Below are 20,506 nucleotides of genomic sequence, written 5' to 3' on the forward strand. Positions count from 1 at the left end.
TAGGTGTGGAGGCGGGTGCCGAGCCCGCACTGAAGACGTCGGGGAATGAGGTAGGAAACAATGGTTATTGGTCGCATTCTCGCCGCCGGTTCCGCACTGGGTGCGACCGGCGTGCTCATCGCCGCGCCGATCGCGCTGGCGGCGGCGCCCAGCATTACCGTGGCCAAGTCGGAGAGCGGCCCGGGCAGCCGGGTGGAGATCACCACCGAATGCGTGGTCGACTCCGGGTTCCGCGAGCCGGGTTCCTCGGCGCTCGACGGCGTGCAGCGGGTCAGCTACGACGAGAAGACCCAGACCGCCAAGTGGGCGGCCGTGGTGAAGAAGGACGCCAAGCCCGGCGGCTACGAGATCACCTTCACCTGCCAGGGCAAGCCGCAGGCCGCCAAGTTCGCGGTCGCGGCCGGCGCGGGGGAGACCACCAAGCCGAGCCCGCCCCAGTCCCGGCCGGCCGAGTCCACCCGGCCCAAGCCCAGCGCCACCAAGCCCAGCGAGGCCAAGCCGAGCGCCACCACCTCCACCTCGGCCAAGACGCCCAAGGGCGCGCCGGAGACCGGTGGCGGCGGCACCTCCGACGACGGCAACGGCCTGGCACTCGCCGGTGGCGCGGCCGCGCTGGCCGCCGGTGCGGGCTTCGGCGGGTGGGCGCTGCGGCGGCGTCGTGCCTCCGCGCAGGGCTGACCGGAGGGGCGGCCGTGTCCTCGCCGGGATCCTGTCCGTACTGCTGCTCGCCGCTGGGGCGGTGCTGCTCAGCGGCGGTGCGCGGGACCTGTGGGGCCAGGTGTTCGCCGAGGCAGCCCACGACCAGGGCGGGACACCGGTCGCCGGTGCGCAGGGCAAGCCCATGCGCAAGTCCGACCCGGTCTCGGTGGAGATCCCCAAGATCGGGGCCAGGTCCACGCTGACCAAGCTCGGGCTGAACAAGGACGGCACCGTGCAGGTGCCGCCGGTGAGCCAGCCGATGCAGGCCGGGTGGTACGCCAAGGGCCCGACGCCGGGCGAGAAGGGCCCCGCGGTGATCCTCGGGCACATCGACGGGGCGAAGAAGCCGGGCATCTTCTACCGGCTGCGCGAGCTCAAGCCCGGCGACGAGATCCTGGTCAAGCGGGCTGACGGCAGCACCGCGAAGTTCGTGGTGCGGCGCCTGGCCCAGGTGCCCAAGACCGACTTCCCCACCGAGGAGGTCTACGGCAACACCGACCAGCCGGAGCTGCGGCTGATCACCTGCGGCGGCAGCTTCGACCGGGCCGCGGGCAGCTACCGCGACAACACCATCGTCTACGCCACACTCGTGGCCTGAGCAGCGAAAACGGGGCGTGCCGCGCGGGCACGCCCCGTTTCGACGTTCAGCTGGTCAGTCGGCCTCGACCCAGTCGAAGGTCTTGGTGACCGCCTTCTTCCAGTTGCGGTACTGCTTGTCCCGGTGGGTCTCGTCCATCGCCGGGTCCCACTGCTTGTCCTGCGCCCAGTTGGCCCGGATGTCGTCCTCGCTCGCCCAGAAACCGACCGCGAGACCGGCCGCGTAGGCCGCGCCCAGCGCGGTGGTCTCGTTGACCACCGGCCGGATCACCGGCACGCCCAGGATGTCCGCCTGGAACTGCATGAGCAGCTCGTTGACCACCATGCCGCCGTCGACCTTCAGCGAGGTCAGCGGCACCCCGGAGTCGGCGTTCATGGCGTCGATGACCTCGCGGGTCTGGAAGGCGGTGGCCTCCAGCGCGGCGCGGGCCAGGTGGCCCTTGTTCACGAACCTGGTCAGGCCGACGATCGCGCCGCGCGCGTCACCCCGCCAGTACGGCGCGAACAGGCCGGAGAAGGCGGGCACGAAGTACGCGCCGCCGTTGTCCTCCACGCCCTTGGCCAGCGGCTCGATGTCCGCCGCCGAGCGGATCAGGCCCAGGTTGTCCCGCAGCCACTGCACCAGCGAGCCGGTGACCGCGATCGAGCCCTCCAGGGCGTAGACCGGGGCGTTCTCGCCGATCTTGTAGCAGACCGTGGTGAGCAGCCCGTTCTCGCTCATCACCTTCTCGTTGCCGGTGTTGAGCAGCACGAAGTTGCCGGTGCCGTAGGTGTTCTTGGCCTCGCCGGGGGACAGGCAGGCCTGGCCGAAGGTGGCCGCCTGCTGGTCGCCGAGGATGCCCGCGATCGGCACCCCGGCCAGCACGCCGCGCTCGCGGACCTTGCCGTACTCCTCGGAGGAGGAGCGGATCTCCGGCAGCATGGACCGCGGGATCTTCATCTCCGCGCAGATCTCGTCATCCCAGTCCAGGGTGTCGAGGTCCATCAGCAGGGTGCGGGAGGCGTTGGTCGGGTCGGTGTAGTGCAGACCGCCGTCCGGGCCGCCGGTCATGTTCCACAGCACCCAGGTGTCCATGTTGCCGAAGAGCAGGTCGCCCGCCTCGGCCTTCTCCCGCGCGCCCTCGACGTTGTCCAGGATCCAGCGGACCTTGGGGCCGGAGAAGTAGGTGGCCAGCGGCAGCCCGGTGCGGGAGCGGTAGCGCTCCTGGCCGCCGCCGAGCGCGGCCAGCGAGTCGCAGATCGCGTCGGTGCGGGTGTCCTGCCAGACGATCGCGTTGTAGACCGGCTTGCCGGTGTTCTTGTCCCACACCACCGCGGTCTCGCGCTGGTTGGTGATGCCGACCGCGGCGAGGTCGGAGTTCTGGATGTCGGCCTTGGCCAGTGCCCCGCCGCACACCTTGCGGGTGTTCCGCCAGATCTCCTCGGCGTCGTGCTCGACCCAGCCGGCCTTGGGGAAGATCTGCTCGTGCTCGGTCTGGTCGACCGAGACCACCCGGCCGGAGTGGTCGAAGACCATGCACCGGGTGGAGGTCGTGCCCTGGTCGATGGCGGCCACGTAACGCGCTTCAGCGGACATGTTGCTGCCTCTTTGCCTTTCGTGTCAGCGGGATCAGGCCAGTGCGAGGGAGAGCAGGCCGGCGAGTGCGCCGCCGATCAGCGGGCCGACCACCGGCACCCAGGAGTATCCCCAGTTGGCACCGCCCTTGCCCTTGATCGGCAGCAGCGCGTAGGCGATGCGCGGGCCGAGGTCGCGGGCCGGGTTGATCGCGTAGCCGGTCGGGCCACCCAGGGAGGCGCCGATGCCGACCACCACGAACATCACCGCGGCGTAGCCCAGCGCGGCGTTGCCGAACTGCGGGATGCCCTCGGTGGCCGCCTTCGCGCCGGGGCTGAGCAAGATCCACAGCACCAGCACGAAGGTGCCGATCACCTCGGTGACGGTGTTCCAGACCTTGTGGTCCACGGTGGGGCCGGTGGAGAAGATGCCCAGCGTGCCGCCGGGGTCGTCGTGGGTGTCGAACTGGAGCTTGTAGGCCAGCCAGCAGAGCACCGCGCCGAGGAAGGCGCCGAGCAGCTGGGCGATGAAGTAGATCGGCACCAGCGCCCAGTCCAGCTTGCCCGCGGTGGCCAGGCCGAGGGTGACCGCGGGGTTGAGGTGCGCGCCGCTGGGAGCGGCGATGCTGGCGCCCGCGAAGACCGCGAAACCCCAGCCGAAGGTGATCAGCAGCCAGCCACCGTTGTTCCCCAGTGAGTTCTTCAGCACGGTGTTGGCCACCACACCTGCGCCCAGCAGAATCAGCACCGCGGTGCCGATCAGCTCCCAGACGAAGATTGCTCCGCCGGACATGCGCGTCCTCCCTCAGTCCGCTCCATTGCGTCTGAGCTGGGGAACGTAGTCCCGGGCCGATCAACTGTCTACGGTAGAATTCGAAACGGGACAGTTTCGTTATTACTGTCAGTGCACGTGGACACGTGTGGAGCGGTAGCGTAGGCCCCGCGTCCAAGCCGAGCAGGGAGGCGACGTTCAGTGGCCAAGGCCAAGGAGAGCAGCGCGGAGATCGTGCAGGGTCGACTGGGACCGGCAGAACGCCAGGAAGCTTGGCGCAGACTGGGATCCGAGCACTTCGACGTGGTGATCATCGGTGGCGGCGTGACCGGCGCGGGCGCGGCTCTGGACGCCGCCACGCGTGGTCTGCGGGTGGCCCTGGTCGAGGCGCGCGACCTCGCCTCCGGCACCTCCAGCCGCTCCAGCAAGCTCTTCCACGGCGGTCTGCGTTACCTCGAACAGCTGGAATTCGGTCTGGTCCGGGAGGCCCTGCGCGAGCGGGAGCTGATGATCACCCGGATCGCGCCGCACCTGGTGAAGCCGGTGAGCTTCCTCTACCCGCTGACCAAGCGGATCTGGGAGCGCCCCTACACCGCGGCCGGCCTGTTCCTCTACGACACCATGGGTGGCGCCAAGTCCGTTCCCGGGCAGAAGCACCTGACCAGGGCGGGCGCGCTGCGGATGGTGCCCGCGCTCAAGCGCAGCGCGCTGATCGGCGGCATCCGCTACTACGACGCCCAGGCCGACGACGCCCGGCACACCATGACCGTGGCCCGCACCGCGGCCCACTACGGCGCGGTGGTGCGCACCTCCACCCAGGTCACCGGCATGCTCCGGGAGGCCGACCGGGTGGCCGGCGTGCACGTGCGCGATGTGGAGACCGGCGAGGAGATCGAGGTCAAGGCGCACGCGGTGATCAACTGCACCGGCGTGTGGACCGACGAGATCCAGCGGCTGGCCGGTACCAGGGGGCGGTTCCGGGTGCGCGCCAGCAAGGGCGTGCACATCGTGGTGCCCAGGGACCGGATCGTGTCCGAGAGCGGGATGATCCTGCGCACCGAGAAGTCCGTGCTGTTCGTCATCCCGTGGCGCAACCACTGGATCGTGGGCACCACCGACACGGACTGGAACCTCGACCTGGCGCACCCCGCGGCCACCAAGAAGGACATCGACTACATCCTCACCCACGTCAACAAGGTGCTGGCCACGCCGCTGACCAACGAGGACATCGAAGGCGTGTACGCGGGCCTGCGGCCGCTGCTCTCCGGGGAGAGCGAGGACACCTCGAAGCTCTCCAGGGAGCACGCGGTGGCGCGGGTCGCGCCGGGCCTGGTGGCCATCGCGGGCGGCAAGTACACCACCTACCGGGTGATGGCGGCGGACGCGATCGACGCGGCCAGCCCCGACCTGCCCGGCCGGATCATGTCCTCGATCACCGACAAGGTGCCGCTGCTGGGCGCGGACGGCTACCACGCGCTGGTCAACCAGGCCGACCAGCTGGGCGCCAAGCACGGCCTGCACCCCTACCGGGTGCGGCACCTGCTGGACCGCTACGGCTCGCTGGTGCACCAGGTGCTGGCCACCGCCGACGGCAACCCCGAACTGCTCCGCCCGCTGGCAGGCGCGCCGGACTACCTGCAGGTCGAGATCGTCTACGCGGCCGCGGCCGAGGGCGCGCTGCACCTGGAGGACGCGCTCACCCGGCGCACCCGGATCTCCATCGAGTACCCGCACCGCGGCGTGGAGAGCGCGGAGGCGGCGGCCAGGCTGATGGCCGGGGTGCACGGCTGGGATGACAAGCGGGTCGCGCACGAGGTCGAGGTCTACACCGCCAGGGTCGAGGCCGAGCGGGACTCGCAGACCCAGCCGGACGACCAGGCCGCCGACGCCCGGCGTTCGGCCGCGCCGGAGGCCAGGCCCGAGGTCATCGAACCGGTCAGCTGACGACTCAGCCTGCGAGGAGGTCCGCGAGGACCTCCTCCAGGTGCTGGGTGAGGCGGCGGTTGTCCACCGGGGCGATGGTGCTCCAGGCCGCGCCGCCGTCCACGCCGCGGCGGGTCTGCAGGTAGCGGCCCGCCGGGGTGTCGAAGAAGCCGATCACGCGATCGGCCCTGCGGCGGCGTTCCCACTGCTCCTTGGCGGCCACGCCGAACTGGCCGAGGTCGCCCGCGTCCTTGATCATCTCGGTGATGACCTTGGCGTCCTCCTGCCGGATGCCGCGCTCGACCAGCTCGGGGCCGAGGCGGTCCGCGGAGTTGCCCGCGGCGGCCGCGGCGGCGTCCAGCTCGGCGCTGGGCAGGGTGACCGAGCGGCCGGGACCGGCGGGCAGCGGGCGCAGCACGCCCACGGCCTCGCGCGGCAGGCTCAGCCCGGAGATGGCCTTGACGGTGAGCTGGCCGGAGTCGAGCACGGCGAGCGCGCCCTCCTCCTCGCGGGCGGCGGCCAGCACTCGCACGCTGCGGCCCAGCCACAGCCTGCCGTCCACCTCGCGGGCCGGGTCGGCGAGCAGGCGCAGCAGCGCGGCCAGCTCCTCGTCCACCGCGACCGGGCGGCCCAGCCCGCGCGCCTCCAGCGCGTCCCAGGCCTGGCGTTCCAGCCCGGCGCGCTCGGTGTGCGTGCGGCCGGGCGAGGGCACCTTGATCACCAGGGGCGGCTGGCCGAGGCCGAGGTGCTGCCAGAGCACGTCGAACTCCAGGGCGGTCAGCGCGATCGGCTCGCGCAGCCCCTGCTCGAACAGGGTCACTCGCCGATCACCGGTGGCGCGTACTGGCGGGCGTCGCCGAAGACGTCCTCGTCCTCGACCAGGAAGCTCTGGTGCTCGCCGTCGTCCTCGCGCCTGGCCCGGCCCATCGGCGCGGCCGCGGCGGGCGCGATCGGCGCCGGGGTGGAGTCCAGGCCGAGGACGCCCTGCGGCGCGTTGCCGCGGCGGGCCTCGGCGAGGTGGGTGGCTTCGGCGGCGTCCCAGTTCGGGCGGTGCTGCGGGCCGGGGCGGGTGCTCGCCGCGGAGGTGCCAGTGCCCTCGGTGCGCGGCTGCGGCAGGTCGCGGGCGGAGCCGGGCGCGGGCGCGCCGCCGGGGCGGGCCGCGGACGGTGCGGTGGTGCTGGACGGCGAGGTGCCGCTGGCGGCCGGGACGCCCGAGGCGGTCGCCGGGGAGCCGGTCGCGGCCGGTGGCGTCGCGCCGCTGAGGCGGGTGCCGGGGGCGGGCGCGCCGGAGGAGGTCGCTGGGGCGCCCGAGCGGGGCGGGGCCGGCACAGGTGCGGAACCGGTACGGCCGCCGCTGCTGGTCGGCGCGCTGCGGGCCGGGGGGATCCGGGTCGGCCGGGCCGGTGGTGGCGCGGCGGCGCCGATCGGGCCGCTGCTCTGGTGCGCACCGTGGCCGGTGTCCAGGTGCAGCTCCGGCGGCTTGGTGAACTGGCCCAGCGTGGCCACGTTGGCCGCGGTGCTGGTCTGGTAGGTCTCCATGACCTCGAAGGCCCGCTGCTCGGCCGCGCTCTGCGCCGCCTCCTGCAGCTCGTAGTCGGTCTGCCCGCCGAAGAGGTGCACCACGCCGGTGACCAGCATGTTCGGCTTCTCGGCCGTGACCTCCATGGGCGCGGGCATGTCCGCGCGGGCCTTGCCCACGTACTCGGCCTGGAGCTCGGCGGACAGGCGCATCAGCTCGGCCCCGGCCTGCGCGTCCCGCGCCCACTGGGCCAGCGGGTGCAGCGCGGCGTCCGCGGCGTCGGCGGCCTTGCCGGTCCAGTCCGCGCGGGAGTTGCCGATGGCCTGCTTGATCTCGGCGTCGATGTCGGCCAGCGCGGCGGACATGTCCGACCACCGGCCGATCGAGGTGGCCGAGGCCGCCGGCCCCGGACCGGAGTGCAGCTGCCCGTACAGCTCCTGGTGCGAATAGCCCTGCCAGCGATGGTCAGCCATGGTCGCGTCCCCTCTCAGCAGCCGCTGACCCGCACCGAGTCGGCATTCCCGCGCTCGGCGCCGCGGTACTCGTACTCGACCTCCTGCAACGCCCTGACCGCGGTCTGCAGCTGCTGCTGGTAGCCCTCCAGGGCGCTCAGCGCGGCCTCGCCGCCGTCCATCGAGCGCTCGTTGAACTTCTCCGCGGCCTCGTCGCTGACCGGGTCACCGGCCCACGGCCGCATCCTAAGGTCCGTGCGGGCGTGCCCGATCTGCGGCGTCAGCTTGTCCAGCGCCCGCTGGAAGGCCTTGCGCATGGTCGGGATCGCGGCTTGCTCGACCCGGACCTTGGCGCCACCGCCGCTGACGGAGTCGAGCCCGGACTGCACAGCGTCGCCACTGGCGGAGTTGGTGCGCGGCACGGCGTCTCCCCGAACTGGACAATCCTTGCGCGGTCACTGTAGCGACCGACAGTGATCACTTGGTGCGGTCTCCGTAACGATCCCACCTACTGGTGAACTGTCAACGGGCCATCCAGGTGGTGCTGGCGAGTACTTCGTCTCAGCGGCCGGCGAGCGTGGTCATCGCGGCGGTGGCGACCTCCTGGGCGGAGGCGCACAGCGCGTCCAGGCTGGGTGGGTGGGCGTTGCCCGCGTCGCCGAACTGGATGTCCAGGAACTGGCCCTCGGCCACGTCGACCTCGACGTTGCAGAACTTGGTCTGCTCGGCGGTGCGCACCACCACCGCGGGGAAATCGGCCACCGTGGCGGCCTTGGCCTCGGCCTGGGCGGTCTCCTCCAGCCAGACGCCGACGCCCTGGACCAGCACCAGGCCGATGCGCACGGTGAGCGCCCTGGTGGAGTCGCGGAAGTCGCAGACCTTGGCGTTGCCCATGGTCGGGTACCGGGTGGGCAGCGGCGGGCGGTCCATGCCGAGGGTCTTGCGCTGGCGGGTGGTCAGCAGGGTGCACGGGTCCACCCGGTCGAGCTTGATCTCCTTGGGCCGGGGCGGCAGGGAGACCTTGGGATTGGTGACCGGGACCGGCGGCGGGTTCGGCGCGGTGGGCTGGGGCGGCGGCGGGGTGCAGGCGGCCAGCAGGAGGCAGCCGAGCAGCAGCCCGGTGATTCGGAGTGCTGGGATTCGGAGCGGTCTGGCCACGCTGGGCACGCTAGACGATGAGGGTCCAGGCGAGCACGTCGTGCAGGTCGCCGTCGACCGTGGTGGCCTGGTGCAGGGTGGCCTCCAGGGTGAAGCCGCATTTCTCCGCGACCCGGCGGGAGGACTCGTTGCCCGCCGCGTGCCGGTAGCCGATCCGGCGCAGGCCGAGTGCCTCGATGCCGAAGCGGAGCGCGGTCTGCAGGGCCTGGGTCATCACGCCCCGGCCGCGGTGCGCGGGGTGGGTCCAGCAGGCCGCGGAACCGATGCCGCGCACCAGGTCCAGGTCCTTGAGGCCGACCTCGGCGAGCATCTCGCCGGTGGTCGGCTCGGCCACCGCCCACGAGCAGCGCAGGTCCTCCTGCCACTCGTGCGCGCGCAGCGTGATGTAGCGGCCTGCGCTGTCCAGGTCCTCGACCTGGTAGCCGGTGACCCAGCGCCGCAGCTCCGGGTCGGTGAACGCGGCCAGCACGGCTGGCCGGTCGTCCATCAGGTTGTCCGCCCGCAGCTGCCGCAGGTAGTACGCACCCGCGTTGATCTCCACCGGCTCCATGAAAGGAAACCTACTTGCGCTTCTTCTTGCCCTTCTTGCGGCCCTGGTCCCTGCTGTTCCAGTCCTCGCCCCACAGCGAGCCGTAGACCGCGCCGAAACCCAGCGGGATGAAGAAGAACCACCACCAGCCGAGGAAGATCATCAGCGGGATCCAGGCCACGCCGAGCACCACCAGGCTCACCGCGGCGGCCCGCTGGGCCGGGGTGCGCGGGTCGGGCACGGCGACCGCGCCGCTGCTCGCCTTGACCACGGCGGGCAGGTGGTCGAAGCGCGGGTGCGGTTCGGGCAGGTCGCTGAACAGCGCGTGCAACTCACCCCTGGTCAGCGCGGCGGCCACCTGGGCGGCGCGCTGGTCGTACTCGGTCAGCTGCAGCCTGCCCACGGCGAAGTGCTCGCCGAGCGCGGTCAGCGCCTCGGACCGCTCGTGATCGCTGATCCGCAGCTCAGGCTCGTTGGGCACATTCCGATGCTACTTCGGCTTGAACCGCTGCACGGCCACCACGACCCCGGCCAGCACCAGCACGCCGATGCAGGCCGCGGTCAGCATGGCCAGCGTGGCGGGCAGCCGGTCGACCAGGGCCAGCGTGAAGCCGCCACCGGCCAGCAGGGTCAGCCCGGCCACCGGCACGCCGATCAGCACCGCCATCACCTTGACCACGGTGTGCGCGGCGTAGTCGGACTGCCGCGACGGCGGCGCGGCCAGCGGCATCGGCGTGACCTGTGGCTGGTACTGCAGCGGCGCGGGCAGCTCGAAGGTCGGGTGCGGCGCGGGCAGGTCCTCGAAGAGCATGGACAGCTCCCGGCGGGTGCGCGCGGAGGCGGCCACGTTGGCCCGCTCCCCGAACTCCTCCGCGGTCAGCCGTCCGACCCGGAGGTGCTCACCGAGCAACCGCTCGGCCTCGGTCCGCTCGGTGTCCCCGATCCGCAGCTCGACGTGATCCCCATATGTGCTCACAACGTCAAAGTTAGGGATCCGACCGGCTCGTGCCCTCGGCCTTTTGGCCAGCCGTGACCGACTTTTGGCTAGGGCTGACTGACGAAGCCGTCGTGTGCCTCGGCGATGTCCTCCAACTGGTCCTGCCAGCAGGACGCCGGGAGGCCGTCAGGGGCGGTTTCCAGCACCACCACCCAGTCCACGTCCTCCGCGTCGTCCTCGCCGGCCAGCATCTCGCGGTGCACGCCGCCGACCACCCAGCCGTCGGCGCGCAGCTCCTCCGCGAGGTCCTCCGCCTCCTGCCGGTCGTGCAGGACCAGCAGCAAACTCTGATCAGTCTGGATTGGACTGTCCACTGTGGTCAGTCTTTCAGCTCGCAGAGCACCGAGCCCTGGGTCACCGTCTCTCCCGGCTTGGCGGACAGGCCGGTGACGACGCCGTCCTTGTGCGCGGTGACCGGGTTCTCCATCTTCATCGCCTCCAGCACCACGAGCAGCTCGCCCGCGCTGACCTGCTGGCCCTCCTCCACCGCGACCTTGACGATGGTGCCCTGCATGGGCGCGGCCACCGCGTCACCGGAGACCGCGGCCCCGGCCTTGCCCGCGGAACGCTTGCGGGGCTTGGCCTTCGCCGCGGGCGCGCCGCCGCCGACGGCCAGGTCGCCGGGCAGCGAGACCTCCAGCCTGCGGCCGCCGACCTCGACCACCACGGTCTGCCGGGGGGTTTCCTCCGCCTCGGCCTCCGCGCCGCCGGTGAAGGGCGGGATGGTGTTGTCGAACTCGGTCTCGATCCACCTGGTGTGCACGGTGAAGCCGTCCTGCGCGGTGAACGCCGGGTCGCGCACCACGGCCTGGTGGAACGGCACCACGGTGGCCATGCCCTCGACCACCAGTTCGTCCAGCGCCCGCCGGGACCGCTCAAGGGCCTGCTCTCGGGTCTCGCCGGTGACGATCAGCTTGGCCAGCAGCGAGTCGAACTGGCCGCCGATCACGCTGCCGCTCTCCACACCCGCGTCCACCCGCACGCCGGGGCCGGAGGGCGGGATGAACCGGGTGACCGTGCCGGGGGCGGGCAGGAAGTTGCGGCCGGCGTCCTCGCCGTTGATGCGGAACTCGATGGAGTGACCGCGCGGCTCGGGGTCGGTGTCGAAGCGCAGCCGCTCGCCCGCGGCGATGCGGAACTGCTCGCGCACCAGGTCGATCCCGGCGGTCTCCTCGCTGACCGGGTGCTCGACCTGGAGCCGGGTGTTGACCTCCAGGAAGGAGATGGTGCCGTCCTGGCCGACCAGGAACTCCACCGTGCCCGCGCCGTGGTACCCGGCCTCGGCGCAGATCGCGCGGGCCGCGGTGTGGATGGTGGCGCGCTGCTCGGCGGAGAGGAACGGCGCGGGGGCCTCCTCCACCAGCTTCTGGTGACGGCGCTGCAGCGAGCAGTCGCGGGTGCCGACCACGATCACGTTGCCGTGCGTGTCCGCCAGCACCTGGGCCTCGACGTGCCTCGGCTTGTCCAGGTAACGCTCCACGAAGCACTCGCCGCGGCCGAAGGCGGTGACCGCCTCGCGCACCGCGCTGTCGAACAGCTCCGGGATCTCCTCCAGCGTGCGGGCCACCTTCAGCCCGCGCCCGCCGCCGCCGAACGCGGCCTTGATCGCCACCGGCAGGCCGTGCTCCTGCGCGAAGGCGACGACCTCCTCCGGCCCGTTGACCGGGTCCTTGGTGCCGGGCACCAGCGGGGCGCCCGCGCGCAGCGCGATGTGCCGGGCGGTCACCTTGTCGCCCAGGTCGCGGATGGCCTGCGGGGTCGGGCCGATCCAGGTCAGGCCCGCGTCCAGCACCGACTGGGCGAAGTCGGCGTTCTCGGAGAGGAAGCCGTAGCCGGGGTGCACCGCGTCCGCGCCCGCGCGTTTGGCCGCCTCCAGGAGCTTGTCCACGACCAGGTAGGACTCGGCGGCCGTGGTGCCACCCAGGGCGAAGGCCTCATCGGCCAGGCGCACGAACGGCGCGTCCCGATCCGGGTCGGCGTAGACCGCGACGCTGGTCAGCCCGGCATCCCGGCAGGCCCTGATGACTCGGACGGCGATCTCACCGCGGTTGGCGATGAGCACCTTGCGCAGTGCCACGGCACCTCCATGTGCTGACGACCCCGGACGACACGTTCTTACGAGACGACACGTCATCGAAAAGGGTGGTGTTCGGCGAGTCTAGGGTCCAGTGGTGATGCACTGAGCGAGAGCAACCTCACGTGGTGTGTCCGCGTCGATGGTATGGAGCCCGGTGGGCGAGAGGTGGAGGTGGCGGCGGTGGCCGAGCAGACGGCCAAGGTGCCGAGGCTGGTGAAGGTCGCGATGGTGGCTTCGGCCGTGGCCACGGTGGCCGCGCTGCTGGGGGCCGCCCTGCTCCGGGAGGGACCGGCCGCCTCGGGCGGGGTGCCCGGTGCGCAGCAGCCTTCAGCCAGCGAGCGCGCGCCCGCCAGCTCGGCCGCGCCCGCGCTGCGCTGCGGCTCCGGGCCGTGTGTCGGCGTGGAGGCCACCACGGTCGGCAACACCAAGGTGGAGCTGCTCGCCGACGCCTCCGGCGGCTTCAGCCGGGTGCGCTTCGACGAGGGCGGCGACTCCGGGCTCAACGTGCACGAGACGCTGGCCATCTCCGTCGGCGGCAAGGTGCAGAAGGGCTCGCTGAGCTGCCAGGCCGCCAGCCGGTACCAGGCCTGCCTGGTCACCTTCAACCAGTCCGACGACGGCACCAAGGTGGGCACGCTGTACCTGAAGCCGCCGTCCCGGCCGTGGGTGCGGGTGGAGGCCAACTACCCCTCCGACCAGGGCGTGCTCCAGCTGCGGGACGTCAACGACGACGGCATCCCCGAGGTGCTCGCGGTGGCCAGCGCCTGTGACGGCAGCGGCAACTTCCAGGCCTGCAAGCGGTTCGTGCTGCAGGCGATCAACCACGAGGGCAGCTACATCGGCTGCACCGCGGTGGTGACCAAGAAGGAGCTGCTGCCCGGCTGGCCGAACAACCTGTCGCCAACCAGGCAGCAGCTCAAGGTCTGCCAGTGACGGTGCTCAGACCGTCGCGGGCACCTTCTCCTCGGCCCTGACCTCCTCCGCCGCGCGCTCGGCCAGCGGGTCGCCACCGCCGGGGGCGTTGAAGACCTCGTCGTCCAGGGTGCCCTCGCTGCGCGCGACCAGCACCGGGACCACCATCTGACCGGCCACGTTGGTGGCGGTGCGGATCATGTCCAGGATCGCGTCGATGGCGATGATCAGGCCGACCCCGGCCAGCGGCAGGCCGACCGTGGACAGGGTGAGGGTGAGCATCACGATCGCGCCGGTCAGCCCCGCGGTGGCGGCCGAGCCGAACACCGACACCGCGGCGATCAGGATGTAGTCGGTGAAGGACAGCGGCACGTTGAACACCTGGGCCACGAAGATCGCGGCGATGGCCGGGTAGACCGCGGCGCAGCCGTCCATCTTGGTGGTCGCGCCGAAGGGAACCGCGAAGCTGGCGTACTGCTCCGGCACGCCGAGGCGGCGGATGGTGGTCTGCTGGGTCAGCGGCAGGGTGCCGATGGAGGAGCGGGAGACGAAGGCCAGCTGGATCGGCGCCCAGGCCTTGGCGTAGAAGCGCAGCGGGTTGACCTTGCCGACCAGCGCCAGCAGCAGCGGGTAGACCACGAACAGCACGATCGCGCAGCCCAGGTAGACCGCGAAGGCGAAGGTGGCCAGCGGGCGGAGCAGGTCGAAGCCGTACTGCGCGGTGGCCCGGCCGATCAGGCCCAGCGTGCCCAGCGGGGCGAGCCGGATGACCCACCACAGCGCCTTCTGGGTGATCTCCAGCAGGGACCGGCTGAAGTTCACGAACGGCTCGGCCTTGTTACCGATCTTGTACGCGGCGATGCCGATCACCACGGCCAGGAACACGATCTGCAGCACCCGGCCCTCGGTGAAGGCCAGCACCGGGTTGGTCGGCAGCAGGCCCTTGAGGAAGTCCAGCCAGCCGCCCTGGCTCTTCGGCTTGTACGACTGGTCCACCGGCAGGGTGACACCCTGTCCGGGGTTGGTGATCAGGCCGACCGCGATGCCGACCAGCACCGCGATCAGCGAGGTGATGCCGAACCAGAGCAGCGTCTTGCCGGCCAGCCTGGCCACCGTGCCCGGTCCGCCGTTGACGTTGCGCAGGTTGGCGATGCTGACCACGATCGCGGTGAACACCAGCGGCACCACGGCCAGCGTGAGCAGCTGCACGAAGGTGGAGCCGATGGTGGCCAGCGTGGTGGACAGCCAGGTCAGGCCGTTGGCTCTGGCGAGCACGCCGAGCAGCACACCGAGCACGAGACCGGTGACGGTCTGCGCCCAGAACGGGAACTTCTTGAGTGCGGACAGCACGGATTCCCCCAGGGGATCATGGGTTGGCGATGGGTCGGGACTGAGCGGGGGTGCGGCTCAGGCCGGACAGAGCGAACTCGCCAGCCGACCCAGGTCGACGTGGCGGCGCTCGGTGAAGAACCATCGGATGCCCATGACGATGGGTAGAACTCTAAAACTCCCTCACGTCTTCCTTGTCCTTCGAACGGGTGAGGACAGTCACGTTGAGCAGGCTATTTGGCCCAGAGATCAACGACCGAGACGCCGACCGCGGCCAGCAGCCTGCGGGTCAGCGGCAGGCTGATCCCGATCACGCTGCCGTGGTCGCCGTCGATGCCCTCGACGAACCAGCCGCCCAGCCCGTCCAGGGTGAACCCACCGGCCACGTGCAGCGGCTCGCCGCTGGCCAGGTACGCCTCCAGCTCGGCCTCGCTGGGCGCGGACCAGCGCACCGTGGTGGACATGGTCTCCTGCGCGCGGGCCACCGCCTGGCCGCCGCTGAGCCGGACGACCGCGTGCCCGGTGAGCAGCTCGCCGCTGCGCCCGGCCATCAGCCGCCAGCGCTGCCGGGCGATCTCGGTGCTGGCCGGCTTGCCGACGATCTGCGGCCCGTCCGGGGTGTCCATCAGCAGCATCGAGTCGCAGCCGACCACCACCGCCTCGTCGAGCTCGGCGGCCACCGTGGGCAGCACCGCCTCGGCCTTGGCCGCGGCCAGCGCGACGACCACCTCGGCCGGCTTGGGGTCGGGCAGGGCGGCGGCCACCGCGTCCTCGTCAACGCCGGAGACGTGCACGACGGGTTCGATGCCCGCGGTGCGGAGCACGTTGAGACGGGCGGGGGACTGGGAAGCCAGAACAAAGCGCACGGCCGGGCAGCTTAGTTGCCCGGCCGTGCGCGTCGATCAGCGTTTACCGCACGACCTCGACGCGGTCCAGGTCCGGTGCGTGGTTGCCGGGATTGCTGAACTTCAGCGAGTTCGCGCCGGCCTTGAGCCGGACCACGATCTCGGCCACGCCCGGGGTGCCCCAGCCGCCGGTGGGCGGCAGGTCGAAGTTGATGTTCGCCGCCCCGTTCACGCCGACCGCGAACGCCCTCGGGTCGCCGGAGACGTAACCCACCCGCACGGTGTAGCCGCCGGCGCGGGGGACGGTGATCCCGTGCAGGGTGACCGAGCCGTTGCCCAGGTCGCCGACCTTGCGGCCGCCCGAGCAGCCGGCGCAGTCGGAGACCTTCGCGCCGCCGGTGAGCACGCTCTCGGCCGCCTCGGCCTCGACGCCGGTGGGCCGCCCGCCCGAAGTGATCTTGAGCAGCCGGGTGCCGTGGGTGGGCACCTCGGCGGTGAAGCCGTGCTGGAAAGTGCCCAGGTCCGCGCCCGCCCAGACGTCGCGGATCTGGGCAGGGCCGGTGATGCCCAGTTCGGCGAAGACCGCGTCCACCGGGGCTTTCGCGCCGCCCAGGTTGAACAGGGCCACGGTGTGGCTGCCGTCGGCGTTCTTGACCGACCAGACCTGCTGGTCCACCCCGGTGCGCACCGGCTTGGCGGGCATGCCGTTCTGGTTGATCGCCAGCACCTCGCGGTTGGTCAGCAGCGACTTGCCGAAGCTGTCCAGCTGGGTGAGGTCGTCACCGATGTAGAGCGGGGCGTTGGTGACCGCCCACAGCGTCAGGTAGCTGCGCCGCTCCTCCGGGGTGAGGCCGTCCATCACGCCGTTGCCCACGTTGAGCGTGTCCAGGTCGTGCCACTGGCCGGGCCGGGTGTGCTGGAGCCACTGCGGCAGGTCGGCGAACCGGTCGTCCACCGAGTTCTGCCAGGTGACCAGGGTCGGGCAGTAGCACTCCACGTCGGTGTTGATCCGCCAGCCGGTGGCGTGCTCTTTCCAGAAGTCGATCGCCTTGATGTCGACCGACCAGGAGATCTCCAGGATGACCTTGCGGCCGGTCTTGTCCAGGCCCTTGCGCCAGGCCGCCACGTCCGGGCGGTTGTCGTAGTTGGGGCCTTCCTTCCACAAGCCGGGGCCGACGCCGTCCAGCTTGAAGAAGTCCACCTGCCAGTCGCCGAACATCGTGGTGATCGAGTCGATGTACTTCTGCGCGCAGGGTTTGGCGAAGTCGATCTTGTAGGCGTTGTCCCAGCCGTTGGTGGTGCGCCAGTCCGGGTAGACGATGTCGTTGCCGGTGCAGCCGGGCGCGCCGTGGATGGGGAAGTTCCGCCGGTTGGCCTGGTCCAGGCCGAAGGCCTCCTTCTGCAGGCCGACGGGCTGGTAGATGCCGAACTTCAGGCCCTTGCGGTGCAGCTGCTCGGAGAGCCACTTGATGCCGCGCGGGAACTTCTCCGCATCGGCCTTGGGCCTGCCGTACTCGTCGAACTGCGGCACCCAGCCCCAGGTGTGCCACCAGCCCGCGTCGATGTTGACGTAGTCGTAGCCGTACTGCTTGAGGTCGCGGGCCAGCACCTCGGCCTGCTTGAGCACGTTGGCCTCGGTGAGGAAGCTGGCTCGCCCCTTGGGGTTGACCCCCGGGTAGGAGGTGGTCTGGAGGCTCCAGCTGCTCCAGCCCATGTACGGCCGCACGGCAGGCGCGTCGGCGGGCAAGGCGGCCAGCGTGGGGACAGTGGGCGCGGCCTGCGCGGCGCCACCGAGCCCGGCGGCGACGAGGCCGAGCGCGAGCAGGAGTCGGGGTAAGGACCGCATCGTTGCTGACCCTTCACTGGCGGGGACCGGACGGTGGTTTAATTTCCTTGGGAAGGAAAATTAGCATCAGGGTGTGCCAGACAACAGCCCTCAGTCCACCCCGGCCGGCGCGCTGGTCTTCACCACCGTCCTGACCAGGGGCCCGCTGTCCAGGGTGGAGATCGGCGAGCTGACCGGCCTGTCCTCGGCCACGGTCACCAAGGCCACCCGGCCGTTCCTGGACAACGGCTACCTGGTGGAGGAACGGGCCGAGGACCCCTCCGGCCGCGGCCGCCCGCGCAGCCCGCTGGCGATCAGGGCGGACCGGGAGTTCTTCCTCGGCGTCAAGGTCACCGCGGCCGAGCTGATCGCGGTGGTCACCGACCTGCGCGCCGGGGTCCGCGCCAGCACCCGGCGCGCGCTGGCCGCCTGCACGCCCGAGGCCGTGGTGCCCGCGCTCGCCGCGCTGGTGGAGGAACTGCTGGCCGAGCCGGGCCGCCGCCAGCGGGTGCGCACCCTGGGGGTCGCGGTCTCCGGGGACATCGACCGGGCCGCCGGGGTGGTGCGGTCCTCGCCGTTCCTGGGCTGGACCGAGGTGGACCTCGGCGCGCGGCTGGCCGCGGCCACCGGGCTGACGGTGCTGGTGGAGAACGACGTCAAGGCGCTCACCGCGGCCGAGCGCTGGTTCGGCAGCGGGCTGGGCGCCAGCTCGTTCGCACTGGTCACGGTGGGCACCGGGGTCGGCTGCGGGCTGGTGGTCAATGGCGCGCTGGTGGCCGGTGCGCACGGGGTGGCCGGGGAGCTGGGGCACGTGCCGGTGGTCGCCGACGGACCGCGCTGCCCGTGCGGCCGGACCGGCTGCGTGGAGGCGGTGGCCGCCGAGCGGGCCATCCTGGCCAGATCCCGCGAGGTGTCCGGCACCGAGCTGACCATGGCCGAGGCGGTGGCCGCCGCGCGGGCCGGGGACCAGCCGCTGCGGGCGGTCTTCGCCGAGGCCGGGCACGCCATCGGCTTGGGGCTGGCGGCGCTGGCCAACCTGGTCGGCCCGGAGCGGATCGTGGTCTCCGGCGAGGGACTGGCCGCCTACGACCTGCTCGGCGAACGCCTGCGGGAGACCTTCGCCGTCCACGCCTTCGGCGCGGCCGCCCGGTGCGCGCTGGAGTTGCGGCCGCTGTCCTTCGAGGACTGGGCGCGCGGCGCGGCGGTGGTGGGCATCGAGGCCCTGCTCAGCCGGGCATGACGACGGGGCGCCCCGAGGGAGGGACGCCCCGCCGTTGGTGATTCGTGTGGGGTTGTCAGCGCCGCACGAAGTCGCCGTTCTGGTTCCCGCCCAGGTCCAGCTGCGGGAGGTGACCGGGCAGGTCAGGGGTCAGCGCGTCCGGCGCGGCCGGCGGCACCTGGCCCGCGCCGCCCACGACCGGCAGGGTCACGAAGGAGCGGCCCAGGTCGATGGTCACCGTCGGGCGGTTGGCCGGGGCCACGATCCGGCCGGCGTCGGTGCCCGCGATGATCACCGCGAGCCGGTGGCCCTTGGGGATCACGTGGTCGGTGCTGGCCAGCCTGAAGGTCATGGTGCGGGCCTGACCGGGCACGATCGGGGTCTGGCTGGTCAGCGACTCGGAGTTGGCCAGGTCGGCCCAGCCCCTGGCGAAGACCTCAAGGCCCACGTTCGTGGTGGTGGTCGCGGTGTTCTTGTAGCAACCGTTGTCGCCTGGCGTGGACTCGCCCCAGCAGGACTCGTTGGCCAGCGTGCTGATGCCCTCGCCGGAGCCCGCGTAGTTGCGGATGGTCGCCGGGCCGTAGTCCACCAGCACCGCGCTCAGGTGCGCGGTGGAGGTGGTCGGGGTGACCCGCACGGTCACCGAGCCGGTGCCCGAGATGCGCAGGTCCTTGGTCAGCGGACCGGTGCTGAACAGGGTGCGCGCGGTGGAGGCGGCGTTCGGGTTGGCCGCCCAGTTCGCCGAGTTCTGGCCCGCGGTGTCGGTGAACTTCTCGGTGCTGCCGGGGGTGGCCTGGGTGGTGCCCAGCAGGCCGAGCCCGGCGACCTGGCCCTTGCGGATGCGCAGGTTCACCTGTTCGGTTCCGGCCAGCGGCCAGGTCGGCTCGTTCACCCAGGTGTCGGGGGCGCGCTCGATGGTGGCCTGCGGCTCGTTCTCGATGCCGTTGTTCACGCCCAGCAGCCAGCGGTCGAACCAGCGGTGCAGGGTGTCCACCCACACCGAGCGGCGGAAGTCGAACGGGTCCACGTGCCCGGCCTGGGTCAGCCAGATCTTGCGGGTGACCCCGGCCGCGGCCAGCTTGTCCCACCACTGCCCGTAGTGCAGCGCCTTGACGTTCAGGTCGCCCTGGCCGTGCACGACGAACACGCTGGCCTTGACCTTGCTCGCGTTCGGCAGGTAGTCGCGTTCGGCCCAGAAGGCGTTGTAGTCGCCGTTGCTGGTCGCGCCGTTGGTGAGCTTGGTCTTCTGCGCGCCGCAGTCCGCGCGGCCGCCCTTCTCCACCGTGTTGGCCAGGCCGACCGGGTTGAAGCCGAAGGACACGCCGTCGCTGCGGTAGTAGTCGTACCAGGAGCTGATCGCGCCGATCGGCACGATGGTCTTCAGGCCGGGCACGCCGGTGGCGGCCACGCCGTTGGCGATGGTGCCGTCGTAGGACTTGCCGATCATGCCGGTGGCGCCGGTGCTCCAGGCGGCGGAGGCCTTCACGTTGCCGGCCTTGGTGGTGAAGCCGTCGGCGCTGCCGTTGAGCCAGTCGATGACCTTCTTGGCCGAGGCCACGTCGGACTTGCCGCCGATGTCGCTGCAACCCTCCGAACGAGTGGTCCCGGCCAGGTCGACCAGCACCACCGCGTACCCGCGCGGCACGAAGTAGTTGTCGTAGAACAGCGGGAAGCCCAACGGCTGCTGGCCGTTGTAGGTCTTCTTCTCGCTCTCGTTGCCCCGGCCCAGGTTGTCGTAGTACGGACTCGCGTCCATGATCACCGGGACCTTCTTGCCCTGCTGGGCGGCTTCCGAAGGCCGGATGATGTCCGCGGCCACCCGGTCGATCACGTTGTCCCCGTCCAGGTCGAACCCGGTGGGCACGTACACGGTCTCGCGGATGGCGTTCGCATAGGAGTAGATGGGGTCGCTGACCCCGGACCGGAGCTGGAAGGCCTGCTCGGCGGCGGCACTGGCGGCGGGCACGAAGGTCAGCGCGCCGATGCCACTGGCCACGGTGGCCAGCAGCGCGATGAGGGCGCGCGAAGGTCGGCGGTGGGTCACGAACACCTCCTGTGATCTGCGTGAACGCTAGGGCCAGTTCTGTTCAGTTGCCAGG

At 71.5% G+C, this 20,506-nt stretch carries 21 protein-coding genes; 5 read left to right on the top strand and 16 right to left on the bottom strand.

Translation table 11 applies throughout. From position 1 onward, the window contains the following. Nucleotides 1-60: 60 nt before the first annotated feature. Both M8C13_RS35490 and M8C13_RS35495 read left to right on the top strand, forming a co-directional pair. Nucleotides 61-678 (top strand): hypothetical protein, encoded by a 618-nt coding sequence (locus M8C13_RS35490; RefSeq protein WP_252485163.1) that lies wholly within the window; start codon nt 61-63, stop codon nt 676-678. After that, entirely contained in the window at nt 659-1,297 is a 639-nt protein-coding gene (locus M8C13_RS35495) for a class F sortase (RefSeq protein WP_252485164.1), read from the top strand. The genes M8C13_RS35490 and M8C13_RS35495 overlap by 20 nt, the downstream gene beginning before the upstream one ends. A 54-nt stretch (nt 1,298-1,351) precedes the next feature. Here the strand turns inward: M8C13_RS35495 and glpK are convergent, their stop codons facing one another. Beyond that, nucleotides 1,352-2,872 (bottom strand): glycerol kinase GlpK, encoded by a 1,521-nt coding sequence (gene glpK, locus M8C13_RS35500; protein WP_252485165.1) that lies wholly within the window; start codon nt 2,870-2,872, stop codon nt 1,352-1,354. Nucleotides 2,873-2,905: 33 nt separating this feature from the next. Continuing rightward, complete coding sequence (locus M8C13_RS35505; RefSeq protein WP_252485166.1) at nt 2,906-3,643, bottom strand: MIP/aquaporin family protein; 738 nt, start codon at nt 3,641-3,643, stop codon at nt 2,906-2,908. A gap of 180 nt (nt 3,644-3,823) precedes the next feature. On the opposite strand from M8C13_RS35505, the gene glpD reads away from it, so the two are divergent. After that, nucleotides 3,824-5,566 (top strand): glycerol-3-phosphate dehydrogenase, encoded by a 1,743-nt coding sequence (gene glpD, locus M8C13_RS35510; RefSeq protein WP_374213263.1) that lies wholly within the window; start codon nt 3,824-3,826, stop codon nt 5,564-5,566. Between the two features lie 4 nt (nt 5,567-5,570). Here the strand turns inward: glpD and M8C13_RS35515 are convergent, their stop codons facing one another. The 9 genes from M8C13_RS35515 to M8C13_RS35555 all read right to left on the bottom strand — a co-directional run bounded on the left by M8C13_RS35515 (nt 5,571) and on the right by M8C13_RS35555 (nt 12,334). Then, nucleotides 5,571-6,365 (bottom strand): ESX secretion-associated protein EspG, encoded by a 795-nt coding sequence (locus M8C13_RS35515; RefSeq protein WP_252485167.1) that lies wholly within the window; start codon nt 6,363-6,365, stop codon nt 5,571-5,573. Beyond that, entirely contained in the window at nt 6,362-7,537 is a 1,176-nt protein-coding gene (locus M8C13_RS35520; RefSeq protein WP_252485168.1) for a PPE domain-containing protein, read from the bottom strand. The genes M8C13_RS35515 and M8C13_RS35520 overlap by 4 nt, the downstream gene beginning before the upstream one ends. A 14-nt stretch (nt 7,538-7,551) precedes the next feature. Then, nucleotides 7,552-7,938 carry a transcriptional regulator gene (locus tag M8C13_RS35525; protein WP_252485169.1) on the bottom strand — a complete coding sequence of 129 codons (387 nt, stop codon included), beginning with the start codon at nt 7,936-7,938 and terminating at the stop codon, nt 7,552-7,554. 139 nt (nt 7,939-8,077) lie between these two features. Then, nucleotides 8,078-8,674: a DUF3558 domain-containing protein gene (locus tag M8C13_RS35530; RefSeq protein WP_252485170.1), complete on the bottom strand. Its 597-nt coding sequence runs from the start codon at nt 8,672-8,674 to the stop codon at nt 8,078-8,080. A gap of 10 nt (nt 8,675-8,684) precedes the next feature. Continuing rightward, a complete protein-coding gene (locus M8C13_RS35535; RefSeq protein ID WP_252485171.1) occupies nt 8,685-9,224 on the bottom strand; it encodes a GNAT family N-acetyltransferase in 540 nt (179 codons plus the stop codon). A 10-nt stretch (nt 9,225-9,234) separates the two neighbouring features. Beyond that, nucleotides 9,235-9,684 (bottom strand): DUF1707 domain-containing protein, encoded by a 450-nt coding sequence (locus M8C13_RS35540; RefSeq protein ID WP_252485172.1) that lies wholly within the window; start codon nt 9,682-9,684, stop codon nt 9,235-9,237. Between the two features lie 9 nt (nt 9,685-9,693). Beyond that, nucleotides 9,694-10,179, bottom strand: coding sequence for a DUF1707 domain-containing protein (locus tag M8C13_RS35545; protein WP_252485173.1), 486 nt, complete (start codon nt 10,177-10,179; stop codon nt 9,694-9,696). A 68-nt stretch (nt 10,180-10,247) separates the two neighbouring features. Next, nucleotides 10,248-10,514, bottom strand: coding sequence for a hypothetical protein (locus tag M8C13_RS35550; RefSeq protein ID WP_252485174.1), 267 nt, complete (start codon nt 10,512-10,514; stop codon nt 10,248-10,250). 5 nt (nt 10,515-10,519) lie between these two features. Next, entirely contained in the window at nt 10,520-12,334 is a 1,815-nt protein-coding gene (locus tag M8C13_RS35555; RefSeq protein WP_374213264.1) for a biotin carboxylase N-terminal domain-containing protein, read from the bottom strand. Between the two features lie 123 nt (nt 12,335-12,457). Here M8C13_RS35555 and M8C13_RS35560 point away from each other — a divergent pair, with 123 nt between their 5' ends. Beyond that, nucleotides 12,458-13,210, top strand: coding sequence for a hypothetical protein (locus M8C13_RS35560; RefSeq protein WP_252485176.1), 753 nt, complete (start codon nt 12,458-12,460; stop codon nt 13,208-13,210). Nucleotides 13,211-13,216: 6 nt separating this feature from the next. Here the strand turns inward: M8C13_RS35560 and M8C13_RS35565 are convergent, their stop codons facing one another. The 4 genes from M8C13_RS35565 to M8C13_RS35575 all read right to left on the bottom strand — a co-directional run bounded on the left by M8C13_RS35565 (nt 13,217) and on the right by M8C13_RS35575 (nt 17,209). Next, the gene (locus M8C13_RS35565; RefSeq protein WP_252485177.1) at nt 13,217-14,539 is read right to left on the bottom strand and encodes a dicarboxylate/amino acid:cation symporter; all 1,323 of its coding nucleotides are present in this window, start codon (nt 14,537-14,539) and stop codon (nt 13,217-13,219) included. A 57-nt stretch (nt 14,540-14,596) separates the two neighbouring features. Continuing rightward, nucleotides 14,597-14,674: a putative leader peptide gene (locus tag M8C13_RS45885; RefSeq protein ID WP_374205690.1), complete on the bottom strand. Its 78-nt coding sequence runs from the start codon at nt 14,672-14,674 to the stop codon at nt 14,597-14,599. A 77-nt stretch (nt 14,675-14,751) separates the two neighbouring features. After that, nucleotides 14,752-15,384, bottom strand: a complete 633-nt coding sequence (locus M8C13_RS35570) for a nucleoside triphosphate pyrophosphatase (RefSeq protein ID WP_252485178.1) — start codon at nt 15,382-15,384, stop codon at nt 14,752-14,754. A gap of 43 nt (nt 15,385-15,427) precedes the next feature. Beyond that, nucleotides 15,428-17,209 (bottom strand): glycoside hydrolase family 27 protein, encoded by a 1,782-nt coding sequence (locus M8C13_RS35575; protein WP_252485179.1) that lies wholly within the window; start codon nt 17,207-17,209, stop codon nt 15,428-15,430. A 73-nt stretch (nt 17,210-17,282) separates the two neighbouring features. Here M8C13_RS35575 and M8C13_RS35580 point away from each other — a divergent pair, with 73 nt between their 5' ends. Further along, entirely contained in the window at nt 17,283-18,428 is a 1,146-nt protein-coding gene (locus tag M8C13_RS35580) for an ROK family protein (RefSeq protein WP_252485180.1), read from the top strand. A 55-nt stretch (nt 18,429-18,483) separates the two neighbouring features. Here M8C13_RS35580 and M8C13_RS35585 read toward each other — a convergent pair whose 3' ends face one another. Then, nucleotides 18,484-20,451 (bottom strand): Xaa-Pro dipeptidyl-peptidase, encoded by a 1,968-nt coding sequence (locus M8C13_RS35585; RefSeq protein WP_308202891.1) that lies wholly within the window; start codon nt 20,449-20,451, stop codon nt 18,484-18,486. Nucleotides 20,452-20,506 lie beyond the last annotated feature (55 nt).

This window comes from Crossiella sp. SN42 (genome assembly GCF_023897065.1).
In the GTDB taxonomy this organism is placed as follows: Bacteria; Actinomycetota; Actinomycetes; order Mycobacteriales; family Pseudonocardiaceae; genus Crossiella.